This is a genomic window from Nitrospira sp. SG-bin1 (assembly GCA_002083365.1).
In the GTDB taxonomy this organism is placed as follows: Bacteria; Nitrospirota; Nitrospiria; order Nitrospirales; family Nitrospiraceae; genus Nitrospira_D.
In genome coordinates this window covers 94,319-106,779 of record LVWS01000044.1, presented here as the reverse complement: position 1 = coordinate 106,779, position 12,461 = coordinate 94,319, and the positions used below count along the sequence as shown (strand labels likewise).

Genomic DNA, 12,461 nt, shown 5'->3' with positions numbered 1-12,461 from the left:
CAGCTTGTCGATCCGATGAATCAGTTGCGCGGTCATCGAACTGATCAGTTGATAGAGCTCATCGGCATAGATTCGATTCAAGAACACCGTATACAGTCGAATTCTCATGCCTTCAATCCAGGCCGGCATCCAGACTTTTCGGCCATGGGCCCGCATGTACAGATAGGTCCAGCCGAAGATCGTCATAAGCGCGGCCATCATCACAATGAGATCGAAGAGCAAGTCCGGCAGATCGGCGGCCTTGAAGTACGACGCCACCTCTTCCGGGCTGGGGTAGAGAAACGCGGTGAACGACTCGACGGCGAACAGATAGACGAACACGATGAAGAGGAGCGTCAGCAGCATGATGGCCGACACTTTCCACGACGCCACGGCACGAAGCCGTGTGAGCGTCAAGATCGCTTGCGACGAGGTGATCCAAATGAAAAAAAGAATAATGACGGTTCCCTGGGAATCCAACAATGGAATGTGCAGGACTCCGTGCGTGGCCAGCAAGATGAGCAGCGGAATAAACAGTGTCGTCACAAATCCGGTTGTCCAGGTCAAGCGAGAGAATCCCGCGTCGTCGTTCTCTTGACGTGGATGGGGGAAATGCGGCTCCTGTCGCGCCTTATGAATGACATTGCCACAATGGAGGAAGACCGTCGCTTTAAAGAGACCGTGAGCGATCAAATGGAACACGGCCAGCGAGAAGGCTCCCAAACCGCATTCCATGGTCATGTAGCCCATTTGCCCGATCGTCGAGAAACCGAGCGTCTTCTTGATGTCGTTTTGCGTCAGCATCATCGTTGCGCCGAGAACGGCCGTCAGAGTTCCGATGACGAAAGCGATGTGCAGGGTGGCCGAACTCATTCCGAAGAGCGGAGCCAAGCGATTGATGAGAAAGCCTCCGGCGTTGATGATACCGGCGTGCAGCAAGGCATGGACAGGCGTGGGGGCGAACAGCGATCCGGGCAGCCACAGGTGCAGAGGAAACTGAGCCGATTTGCCCATCGCGCCGATGAAAAGGAGGAACGTGACAGCCGTTGTGCCGGTGACGTCCAACCCGGGCAGAATCGAAAGGGTCATGGGCGTGGCACCCGCTCGGGCGAACAGCTCTTGGAATTCGAGGGTGCCGTAGAGTTGATACGCGAGGACGATCCCGGCAAGAAACGCCGTATCGGCGACACGCAGCAGCGTAAACGTCTTGAACGCACCCGCCAACGTCGCGGGATGGACGTGGTTGTGCGCGAGCAGGTAGAGCAGGTAACTGAGGATTTGCCAAAAGAGAAACAGCATCATGAGGTTCCCGCTCGAGACCATGCAGATCAGCACGAAGTCGGTCAGGCAAATCAATGTGAGATACCGGCGCGCATGATGGTCCTGGTGCATATACGTTGTTGAGTAGCAATAGATGATGGTGCTGACGCCCGTGATCAGCGTCATCATGACTGCGCTCAAGCGATCGACGTAGAAACCGATGGGAATTACGAAAGCTGCGACGGAGGCAGGATCATAAAACCGAACGGTAACGGGAGCTTCCGATGCGACGAGCGCGAGCGCGCCGATGGAGCCTAAGAAGGCTAGACCGATGGGAAAAGCGGCCACCTTCGCGCGGGTGAAACGCGGCGTCTCCCGACCGATCATCACGATGCCTGCGGCGGTTAGGAGGAGAAGTGGAACGATGAGTACCAGCGACAGAAGCACGTCAACTCTCCTTCGCCTCTAACATACCGGGCGTTCACCATCTCGCGCCCGTCCGCAAACGTGAGGCTCCTTAATAATCGTCGCCTCGCGGACCTTGCCGCGGCCGCCCAGCGGAATGGCGCGTCTTGGCGCGCTGGGGTTTGGACGGGTGAAAAAGACCGGCCTTTTTGCACAGTCTGCAGACTGTTTTCAAACCCTTCGTCCTCTCTCATTCAGCGATGGGTACACCTCCCGCCACGGTAGGCGGTGTACCATTAATACGGGTTCTCCATATTCGTCAAGCAGGGACTGACCGCCGGTCGCTGTTCATGAGTCGTTGTAGACGATGTCTCCATGTCCCCGCTTCGGTAAGCTCACCTCGGCCCCGCCGTGCCGGTCGGTTATAGCGTTCGTTCTTGAGCGCGTTTATCCAACCGCTGAATGGCTGCTGTCAGGGCGTGCCCCACTCGATGTAAGACCGCATCGACATAGAGTCGATTGAGGAAGAGGACATAGAGGCGGATCCGAACGCTGTGGATCCACGACGGCGTCCAGACCGTTCGGCCATGGGCCCGCAGGTAAAGATAGATCCAGCCCACGATCGTCACCAGCGTCGATACCACGAGGATGAGGTCAAAGAGCCAGTCCGGGAGATCGGCGGCCTTGAAGTACGACGCCACCTCTTCCGGGTTGGGGTAGAGAAACGCGGTGAACGACTCGGCGGCAAACAGATAGACGAACACGATGAACAAGAGTGTCAGCAACATGGCCGCCGACACCTTCCAGGAGGCGACCGCCCGCAATCGGGTCAACGTTAAGATCGCTTGCGACGAGGTGATCCAGATGAAGAAGAGGAAGATGACGGTTCCCTGGGATTCCAGCAGCGGAATCCGTAGCACCCCGTGAGTCGCCAACAAGATGAGCAGGGGGATCAGCAGGGTCGTGAAAAAGCCGGTGGCCCAGGTCAGAGGGGAGTAACTTTCTTCTTCGGCCTTGTGCCCCGGATTGGGGAACGATGGTTCCTGTCTCGCCTTGTGAATGACGTTTCCGCTGTACAAAAACACGGTCGCTTTGAACAGTCCATGGGCGATCAAGTGGAACACGGCCAATGAGAAGGCTCCCAAGCCGCATTCCATGACCATGTAGCCCATCTGGCCGATCGTCGAAAAGCCGAGCATGTTCTTGATGTCGTTTTGCACCAACATCATGGTCGCGCCTAGGATCGCCGTCAGCATTCCGATCACGAGAGCGATGTGCAGGGTGGTCGAACTCATCCCGAAAAGCGGTGCGAGGCGGTTGATGAGAAAGCCTGCGGCATTGATGATACCCGCGTGCAGCAACGCGGTCACCGACGTCGGGGCATAGAGATACCGGGGAAGCCAGCCGTACAGTGGAAACTGGGCGGACTTACTCATTCCGCCGACAAGGAGCAGCAAGGTGACCGCCGTCGCCCCGTTCAATTCGACCCCGGGGAACAGGGATACGGTGGACGTCGATTGTACGGCAACGGCAAACAGATCCGGGAATTCCAATGTGCCGTACAGCGAGTATGCCAGCACTGTTCCGCCCAAAAAGGCCACATCACCCACCCGCAAAAGCGTGAACGTACGAAACCCGCTCTTCAGCGTTTCCTGGTGGCTATGATTGTGGACGAGGAGATACAGGAGGTAACTGAGCAGCTGCCAGAATATGAACAGCATCAATAAATTCGCACTGGACACCATGCAGAGGAGAACACTCACGGTGAATCCGATCAAGGCAAGATATCGGCGCTCGTGCGAATCTTGGTACATATACTCGACGGAATAGGTGTAGATGATGGTGCCGATACCAGAGATCAACACCATCATGACCGCGCTAAGCCGGTCGATGTACAAGCCGATCGGCACGGCGAGGACGGTGGTTGCAGCCGGATCGTACAGCCGAAGGACAATCGGGCCTTCCGTGGCCACGACGTAGAGGGTGGCGATGGCGCCACAAAAAGCCGCACCGATCGGCCAGACGGCGAGCTTCGCACGAGCGTGGCGCGTGGCCTCGCTTCCGACACCCACAATAAGAGCGGCGATCAATGGAAGCAGCGGCACAAGCAACGCACCGGACATCATTGCCTCAAAAGGATTGTAAAAACACGAAAGCCAACCGGCATGCTCGACCGCCCATCGGCGCAGCTCGGTTGGCTTGTACTGCGACCGGCCTCTCGTACGAACTGCCGGTCGCCCTACGGCCCGTGACGGAAGAATAAGGCGTCCTGTCCATCCACAGGCAATCGTGTGATAGACAAAACGCCATTTGGTGACTACTTCAATGAATAATATGGTGTGGAGTATAGCGTCAAGCTCGAAATGGAGAACCAGGTCTTTCACCCATGGGAGCCGAAACAGGAGGACCTATCGTACGGTCGCTGATTATAGCGAAAGACCTAGGACCGTGCTTGTTCGCTTCCTCATACGGCCCTATAATGACGGCCGAAGAACCCATGGAAAACTCGATTCGCAACGCGATTATCAAATTCGAACAAGAGTTTCTTGGGCGTGGTCCTGATGAGGTTCGCGCGCTCGTTGCACGGGATTTGGTCGTCGTCCGACTGAAAGGCGTCCTTACGCCGGCGGAGCGCCAGCTCGCCAAGACTGTGGAAGGTGTTGAAATGGTGAAGCGGCTAAGGCAAAACTTGATAGCGCAGGGCCGCGAAAAGCTCTGTGAGCAAGTGAGCGAGATAACCGGAGCCAAAGTCCTCGGACTCTTTACCGATATTGATGTACAACTCGGTGAGCGGGTCTTTGTCTTTACCGTGGATCGGGAGCTTCAGAACGGGAACAGGTAGTTGACAGCCTGCCCAGTCTTTGCGGGCCTTCCTCAAGCGCCGGATCACGGCGCATATTGCCGCGAAGACCACGGGACGAGAGCTCGTACATCATGGGGTGCAGCGCCTGAGCGGGACAGTAGGCCGGCGATATGACGCCGGCGACGAGTGTTTGTAAGACTTTGCACCGAATTGAGATTCGCCGAATGTCTCCTACGATCGTTCTCAGCCTTTCTCTCCGCCGAGTGACATCAGGTCAAGTGTAGTGGCTTACAATCAGCTGATCACGACAGACGAGCCGACGGGAGGATTCCCAAACCGGCTCCAGGCATTGTCGCCACGTAGAAAGATTTCCATCCAACGTAGGTTGCTTCCGTGAGGTAACTGCCAGCCGCTGCTGCCTGGGGCGAACGCCATGTCTCCGTGACGAACGGCAAAGGCGCCATCACTCACGATCGCCTCATGACTGATCTCCCCAATTCGCACGTGGATGCGCTTACCCGGGCGAACTTTCTCAGGATTATAGGGAATCGTCGTCTTCATGTTGCCATAGCCATCGACGTAGGCGACCACTGAGGGAGGCGGGTCCGGGATCAGTCGAACGTCGATCGCATCACCTAATGCGCCGGGAAGTCCGAGCGCGACAGCGGCTGCGGCTTGCGGGAAGATATCCCGAGAACGGAATTGGCTTCCTTCCGCGGGGGAGGCGGCCCATCGCAATGTTTCGGCCATATCCTTGATGAAGGACAGAGCATAGCCTGCATTCACGCCGATTACGCGGACGCCCGTCGACAACTGGGCATAGGCCAGACGTTCGCCGGCATTTTCTGGTCGGCTCGCCGGATCATCTTCCCGCGGCGCCACATTATGATAGATAAGAGTGCCGGGTGGGGCGATGTGCCAACCGAGCTGCGCGATGCAGAACCCGGCCGCCAACGTTGAAAAGGTGGGAACCGGCATGGAAATGGGTTCCGCATCAGGCAAGTGGAATTTAATTCGTTGAATGACTTCGGCAAAAGCGAGGTCACCGATGCCATAGTCTGCAATCACATGTACAAGCATGAGTCATATCATTGAGGTCTAACTTTAGAATGAGCCAACAGCCCTCAGTAGCGCTTACGAGACATAAATTTACAACACCTTACCCGCGGCGAGGCCGCTCTCTGTTTGCTATTATTGAACGTCGTCCTGATCGGCTTGCGAAATTCGGCCTTTCTTTCGATCAATACTTGCATGAGAAGATTGACCTTGGCCGGCTTCGACATTGACCGCCATCACCGGTCCTTTCCAGATCGACACCGCTTCCTCCGGCAGGGCCGTCGCCGTTCACCTTACCCTCGGAGCGGAAGCTCCGCTACTCGATATCGGAGACCCAAGAAACGGCGAGTGCCCCTGCCTATGATCAATGACACATGAGGCTCTACCGAGTGACCGTTTGTTCATGAAGGGTGCGGATCATTTGTCGGATCCGAGATCCGGCACAGGATTGACCTGTGCCTTAATGAATGGCGTCTTTAGAGACACATCCGAGCGGGAGATCGCACATAGTCAGTGGCGGCGGACAACAAGTCGTGATTGGTCGCTCGTTCTTGCGGTCTGATCCGATTGCGTCCGTCTCGCTTCGCCTGGTAGAGCGCGTGATCCGCAGCCGTAATGAGGTCGGTGGGGGAGGCGTTTGTTCTACCGGTCACGATGCCGGCATAGCCTCCACTGACAGTCACGCGTTCTCCATCCGAATGGGTGATTCCTAACGATTCGACTCGACGCCTGAGGCGTTCCGCCACTCGAGCGGCGCCGCCAATGTCGGTGCCGGGAAGAATGACCGCAAACTCGTCGCCGCCGTATCGCGCCACTACATCCCCAGAGCGATTGACGACGCTACACAAGGCCGAGGCAATTCGCCTCAGGCATTCATCACCAGCAGTATGGCCTTTCGAATCGTTATAGGCTTTGAATCGGTCTATGTCCAACATGATCAGTGACAACGGAGTCGCCAGCCGAAGCGCCCGCCTCCATTCACAATCCAAGACTTCATCGACTTTCCGTCGATTGGCAATTCCTGTTAAACCATCCAAGCAGGAAAGGCGAAGCAACTTCTGATTTGCTTTCTGAAGTTGGCGTACGACTTCACGGAGTCTTTGCCCTCGTGCGGGACCGTCACGTACAAGGCGCAGGAAGCTAAATGTGCCGTTGGTACGGCTTGGTCGAATAGAGAGAGATGAGACATATTGGCTCATCACTTTCTTCTTGCTTGCCCGTGCTGTACTGCCACGATCCATAAAAAAATAGGGGTTTTCTCCAGGCAGAGATTACTATGTAGGTATCCTATTTTGTGTTGTACTAGGAAGACCCCTGGCACCCACCGCAAGATTTCTGGCAGCTTCCCCTGTGTTTGCATGTTTGACCTGTTTGATAGGTCTGTGGTGAAACCAATCATTATCGGATGGATGATTGTGCGTGGCGCTCCGATCCGCGCCGAGGAGCAAGGAGCCAGCGCGCTCCTGCCTTCCATCCACGTTCGGTCAGGTTCTTTTTTCCTGGGGTTTGATCCAGTTAGCAAGAACACCAGCTTTTGCTACAAGGCTAGCTGTAACGCTGAGCCAATACGGATAGAACAGATTGAAGCGCGCCACAAGGGCGTGACGATGCCGGCGATCATTCACCGCGATGCGAGTATCATAGAGCCAGAATCTGGACATCCCGCCGACGCGCCTCACCGGAGCGGGCATCATCGTCCCATCATTGTTGCCATCCTTGCCTGCGTCATCGCGCTCTATGCGCTGCTTGGCTTTGTCGCGCTCCCTTGGTACCTCCAGACGAAAATCCCCGAGACCGTGTCGGCCTACCTTGGGAAACCCGTCGGTATTTCGGATGTCCAACTCAACCCGTTCACATTGGTACTCACAGTCCGAGGCTTCGACGTCAAGGAAGCGGACCACACCACACTGATGGGTTTTGACGAACTGCTCGTCGACCTTTCGCTGTCGTCGGTGATGACCCGCACGTGGACCTTCGAGCACATTCGTCTGCAGAGTCCGTATGCTCGACTGGTAATTGATCAAGGTGGACACCTGAACGTCCGTACGCTCCTTCGACATGAAGCGACGACGTCTTCGCCGGCTGCGGCATCAGCAGAGATAAGGGAGGACCACAAGGTACAGGATCCTGCCGTTCCTGCGGTCATGATTCAGGCGCTCGACGTTGAGAATGGCGACATTGAGTTCCACGACCGATCGCGCACCCCGTATGACAACAGGGTCCATGTGTGGTTTGCTCTCAAGAACTTTGGGTCGCGCCAGGCACAGGACAACGCCTTTACGGTCAGGGCGGAGTTGGATCAGGGAGGCACGCTTGTCGGGGACGGTCGGCTGCTCATCAATCCCTTGTACTCAGAAGGTCGCATGACGGTGACCGGTGTCAACCTTCGCGACCTCTGGGAGTCTATCCAAGACACGGTGGAGTGGGAGGTGCGCGAGGGATCGCTGCAGGCCGAGACCGCCTATGCCGTCGAGGGGAAACGGGAAGGGCTGCAAGTCAAGACGTGGAATGGCGGTCTACAGGTAAACAATCTGACTGTGCTTGAAAAGGGCAGCACGGGCACGATTATCGCCTTCCCCGCTTTTGCCGTGCAGGGCATGGAGTGTGATCTCAATGAGCATCGCGTAGGTATCCGTCATGTCGAATCCTCTTCGGCGGCCGTCCAGCTCGTGATCGAGAAAGACGGCCGGATGAATCTCCAGCGACTGCTGACTGTCCCGACACAGCGGTCGTTAGGTCACGTTCGACCGGCCTCTCGAGAACAAGCCGCATCGTCAGCCTGGGAGGCTCGTATCGACAAGGTCGTGATCAATGACTCCCGCGCGGTGATTGAAGACCGACGGACCGCGACACCGGTTCGATTCGCACTGTCCAAGCTCCATCTTGACCTTGAGCATGTGGCCTACCCTGGGACGATGCCGCTCCGGTTCGTCGCATCGGGGGTGCTCAACGAGACCGGTGCGCTGACGGTCAGCGGTGACCTGACGCTCGATCCGTTGGGCTCGAAAGGGCGATTGATGCTGACTGGGATCCGACTTCGCGACTTCGTGAAGTATGCGCAAGGCATCGTGAAGTGGGACATCCGCGAGGGAACGTTGCAGGCCGAGACGTCCTATGTCGTCGGGCGGAAACAGGAAGGGCTACAAATTAAGACATGGGATGGCGCCCTGCAAGTGAACAATCTGACCCTGTTCGAACAGGACGGCAAGCAACAGCTCATCGTGTTGCCCTCCTTGGCGGTGCGCGGCATCGGGTTCGATTTGCGTCGGCATCACGTTTCCATTGAACATGTCGTGTCGCACAACGGCTCAGTGCTGGCGGTCATCGAGCGAGACGGGCGGTTCAATCTTCAGCGGCTCTTCGCGACGGAGCCAGAGCGGTCCTCGCACGCCGTTCAGACGTCCTTCGCCGAGCAAGCCGCGTCGCCGGTCTGGACGGCGCGCATCGACAAGGCCGAGATCGATCGATACCGCGCGATGATTGAAGACCAGCGGCCGGCGCAGTCTGTTCGAGTCACATTGTCACAGCTCGACCTCAGGCTCGCGCATGCGACTTACCCAGCTACAAAGCCCGTTCGACTGGCGGCTTCCATGTCGGTCGACAACCGCGGCGCACTCACGGTGGCTGGAAAGATCACGCCGGCTCCTCCCGGTGCGGATGTCACGATCACCGCGTCGCGACTTCCATTGGCTTCAGTCCAGCCGTATCTGGAGGAGGTCGCACACGTTGAGATCAAGGAAGGGGAAGCAAATGTGGCAGGGCAAGTCCGTTATGCCGCAGGACCGACGTCCTCCTTTCGTTTCCAAGGGGATGCCAGCGTGACGAACCTCAAGACGACGCATGCCCAACTCAAAAAAGACTTGGTGAATTGGGACACTGTGGCGGCAAGCTCCGTCGACGTACGACTTCCAGCCGGCGGTCTGGAAATCGGGGAGATCATGATGCGACAGCCGTACGTCGATGTGATCTTAACTGAAGACCGAACGTTGAATCTGAACACAGTGATGAAGCCGCGAGAGAATGATGCGGGCACCACTCCGGAAGGGAATCAGCCCGCTTCCACACTGAGCCAGTCCAGAGTGACGACGATCGACGCTGTCCACATCGTCGATGGGTCGGCGCATTTTGCCGATTTTTCCATTCATCCTCAGGTCGACACGAGTATCTCTCGCCTCAACGGCTCCATACGTCATCTCTCGTCGAACGACGCAGCCCGTGCGGAAGTGGATCTCCGTGGCGCAGTGGAAGAGTCTGCGCCCGTGACCATTGTCGGCACGATGAATCCCTTGAGTCGCGAGGCCTTTACCGATCTGCATGTTTCGTTCAAGAACGTCAATTTCCCTGACCTCTCGCCCTACGCCATCAAATTTGCCGGGTATCCCATCGAGCAAGGCAAGCTGTCGATGGACATCGCGTATCGCCTGGCCCATCAACATCTGGAGGCCGAGAACGAGGTGATCATCGATCAATTGACCCTGGGCGAGAAAGTGGACAGTCCAGACGCAATCTCCCTCCCCGTCAAGCTGATTGTGGCGTTACTCAAAGATCAACAAGGGCGCATCAATGTCCGTCTGCCGGTCAGCGGCGACTTAAACGACCCGAATTTTCATTACGGCAGGCTGTTATGGAACGTCGCCGTGAACGTCTTTCAGAAGGTGGTCGCGGCACCCTTCGCATGGCTGGGCACGTTTGGAGGAGGCAGGGGTGAGGAGGAAGTGAACCACATCCGTTTTGCCGTCGGCAGTGCTGAAGTGCCGCGCGAAGACGAGCACAAGTTACTCACGCTAGCCAGGACGCTGGAAGATCGGCCGGGTCTGCAACTGGAAGTGACCGGAGTAGCGGACCTCGTTGCAGATGGCATGGCGTTGCGCCAGGGGAAATTCCAGGAGCGGCTGGCCTCCGTCAAGCAAGCTCTGACAAGCGAAACATATGCGACGACCGCCTCTGCTCGAGAGGCGACAGATGAAGAGGCGATTCAAGCCTTGTACCTTGAGACGTTTGGAGAACTTCCGTCCGGGTTGGGGAATGATCAGGGCTTCAACGTCGCTGAAGACCTTCGGGCCCGTCTCTTGAAGGCCATCACGGTCGATGAGAGTGACCTTCGCCGACTGGCGCATGAGCGGGCGATGCAGGTCCTGAACTTCTTGGTGAATCGGGCCGCGGTGTCGGCCGACCGTATCTCTATACCGGGAACGAGGATCGATGGTTACGCGGAGAACGATCAGGTCGAGACCACGCTGGACCTCACGGCGAGTTAAGCCGGGGCGCACAACGGACCGGGCGAGGTTCATGGATGACCGCCGGGCTCTCCCCTGTTCAGCAAAACAATGGTCGGATCCTTCCTCAGGAACCATTGACACGAGATCTCCCTAAGGAGGGACTCGGCAGCGCCGGCAGGCGCCGATTACATGAACTTCGTCGGACACTGCTTCACCAAGGCGGTCGTGAGTGCATCGGCAATCACATAAATATGGTGCTCTATCACCGGCCACTTCTCTTCCTAGCCGGCGTAATCCTTTTCAGGCGTACGCCTGGAGTCGTCGAGAACTTCAGTGTATAGTGCGGCCCCCATGGAGTGGCTCAATTATCATCATCTTCTGTATTTTTGGTCGGTTGCGAAACACGGGACCATCGCCAAAGCTTGTGAAGAGCTTCAGCTGGCTCAACCGACGATCAGCGCACAACTTCGGGTGTTTGAGGACCGGTTGGGTGAGCAGTTGTTCTTGCGGGAAGGCCGGCACCTTGTCTTGACGGAAATGGGCCGCATCATCTTCAAACACGCCGAAGATATCTTCTCCATAGGACAGGACCTGATGAACACGGTGAAGGGGCGTGGCAGCGGCCGCGCCGTTCGTCTCACCGTCGGCATCGTCGATGTCGTACCGAAGCTGTTGGCCACTCGACTTTTGGAGTCGACCTTCAGGCGATTCCCAGGCGTGCGTCTGGTTTGCTGGGAAGATAAGCTGGATCAGCTCTTGGCCGACCTGGCAATCCACGGACTGGATTTGGTCATTGCGGACACACCGGCGCCACCGACGATCAAGGTGCAAGCCTATAACCATCTCCTGGGTGAGTCAGGGATTACCTTCTTTGCGAGATCGCCGTTGGCCGCGCGCTATCGTCGCAACTTTCCACAATGTTTGAATGGCGCACCGCTCTTATTGCCCACCTCCAACACGATGCTCCGGCGGTCGTTGGATGACTGGTTGAGACGACAGGATTTGATGCCGACTGTCATCGGCGAGTTTGAAGATAGCGCCACGCTTAAAGCTTTCGGGCAAGAAGGACATGGGTTGTTTCCCGGCTCGACGGCCATGGAAAAAGAAATCTGTCGGCAGTATCAAGTGCAGGTCGTAAGACGGGTCGACTCAGTCAAACAAAAATTCTATGCCATCACGGTCGAGCGGAGACTGAAACATCCTGTCGTTGTCGCGCTTTTCGACATGGCTCGTCGAGAGGTCCTCCGGTAGTGAATGCCGCAATTCTCGGAAACCTCATTTCCTCCTCAACGTGCGAATGTACGCCAGCACATCTCTGGACTGCTCCTTAGAGAGCCTATATCCCCATGATGGCATGACCTTGCCTGGGCGTCCGTCGTGAATGGTTGCGAGCAGGTCGGTGTTCAGCTTTCGTTGCGTGGTGGGCGAGGATAGATCTGCAACGGTCGCTCCGGCAATCTCAAGGCCGTCACCTCGGCCCTTTGGCCCATGGCATGTCACGCAGTGCTGGTCGAAGAGGACCTTCCCCATTCGGGCATCCCCTTCAACCTTCGTCGGTGGCTTTGGATCACTCTGGGTCTGCGCCGACATGGCTTCCATTGGTCCGGTAGCCCAGACTCCAGCAGACCAGATCATACCCATAACCAGGTAGAAGAAGTTAGAACATCTGGCAAGGATCGACGATTGGGTTTTCGGTGCGGTCATGGCTGTTCAATTGAATGAACCGGTATTTGTACCCT

7 protein-coding genes and 1 pseudogene are annotated in these 12,461 nt (G+C 56.9%); 3 read left to right on the top strand and 5 right to left on the bottom strand.

Translation table 11 applies throughout. The annotated features are described in order from the left end of the window. Positions 1-51: 51 nt before the first annotated feature. Both A4E19_09700 and A4E19_09695 read right to left on the bottom strand, forming a co-directional pair. Positions 52-1,680 (bottom strand): annotated as a pseudogene (locus tag A4E19_09700) (NADH-quinone oxidoreductase subunit L). Positions 1,681-2,066: 386 nt separating this feature from the next. Then, positions 2,067-3,767, bottom strand: a complete 1,701-nt coding sequence (locus tag A4E19_09695) for an NADH-quinone oxidoreductase subunit L (GenBank protein ID OQW30572.1) — start codon at positions 3,765-3,767, stop codon at positions 2,067-2,069. Positions 3,768-4,123: 356 nt separating this feature from the next. Here A4E19_09695 and A4E19_09690 point away from each other — a divergent pair, with 356 nt between their 5' ends. Continuing rightward, positions 4,124-4,486 carry a hypothetical protein gene (locus A4E19_09690; protein OQW30571.1) on the top strand — a complete coding sequence of 121 codons (363 nt, stop codon included), beginning with the start codon at positions 4,124-4,126 and terminating at the stop codon, positions 4,484-4,486. 255 nt (positions 4,487-4,741) lie between these two features. On the opposite strand, the gene A4E19_09685 is transcribed toward A4E19_09690, so the two are convergent. Together A4E19_09685 and A4E19_09680 are read right to left on the bottom strand one after the other, a co-directional pair. Next, positions 4,742-5,527 carry a hypothetical protein gene (locus tag A4E19_09685; protein ID OQW30570.1) on the bottom strand — a complete coding sequence of 262 codons (786 nt, stop codon included), beginning with the start codon at positions 5,525-5,527 and terminating at the stop codon, positions 4,742-4,744. A gap of 452 nt (positions 5,528-5,979) precedes the next feature. Continuing rightward, on the bottom strand, positions 5,980-6,744 hold the full coding sequence (locus A4E19_09680) for a hypothetical protein (protein ID OQW30569.1): 765 nt from the start codon (positions 6,742-6,744) through the stop codon (positions 5,980-5,982). A 117-nt stretch (positions 6,745-6,861) separates the two neighbouring features. Between A4E19_09680 and A4E19_09675 the strand changes: the two genes are divergently transcribed. Both A4E19_09675 and A4E19_09670 read left to right on the top strand, forming a co-directional pair. Beyond that, positions 6,862-10,761, top strand: a complete 3,900-nt coding sequence (locus A4E19_09675) for a hypothetical protein (protein ID OQW30568.1) — start codon at positions 6,862-6,864, stop codon at positions 10,759-10,761. A 312-nt stretch (positions 10,762-11,073) separates the two neighbouring features. After that, positions 11,074-11,973, top strand: a complete 900-nt coding sequence (locus A4E19_09670) for a LysR family transcriptional regulator (GenBank protein ID OQW30567.1) — start codon at positions 11,074-11,076, stop codon at positions 11,971-11,973. 24 nt (positions 11,974-11,997) lie between these two features. On the opposite strand, the gene A4E19_09665 is transcribed toward A4E19_09670, so the two are convergent. Continuing rightward, positions 11,998-12,426, bottom strand: a complete 429-nt coding sequence (locus A4E19_09665) for a hypothetical protein (protein OQW30566.1) — start codon at positions 12,424-12,426, stop codon at positions 11,998-12,000. Positions 12,427-12,461: the final 35 nt, after the last annotated feature.

Coding starts and splice junctions, on each gene's coding strand:
- A4E19_09695 (OQW30572.1), bottom strand. CDS start 3,767: ATGTCCGGTGCGTTGCTTGTGCCGCTGCTTCCATTGATCGCCGCTCTT.
- A4E19_09690 (OQW30571.1), top strand. CDS start 4,124: ATGACGGCCGAAGAACCCATGGAAAACTCGATTCGCAACGCGATTATC.
- A4E19_09685 (OQW30570.1), bottom strand. CDS start 5,527: ATGCTTGTACATGTGATTGCAGACTATGGCATCGGTGACCTCGCTTTT.
- A4E19_09680 (OQW30569.1), bottom strand. CDS start 6,744: ATGGATCGTGGCAGTACAGCACGGGCAAGCAAGAAGAAAGTGATGAGC.
- A4E19_09675 (OQW30568.1), top strand. CDS start 6,862: ATGTTTGACCTGTTTGATAGGTCTGTGGTGAAACCAATCATTATCGGA.
- A4E19_09670 (OQW30567.1), top strand. CDS start 11,074: ATGGAGTGGCTCAATTATCATCATCTTCTGTATTTTTGGTCGGTTGCG.
- A4E19_09665 (OQW30566.1), bottom strand. CDS start 12,426: ATGACCGCACCGAAAACCCAATCGTCGATCCTTGCCAGATGTTCTAAC.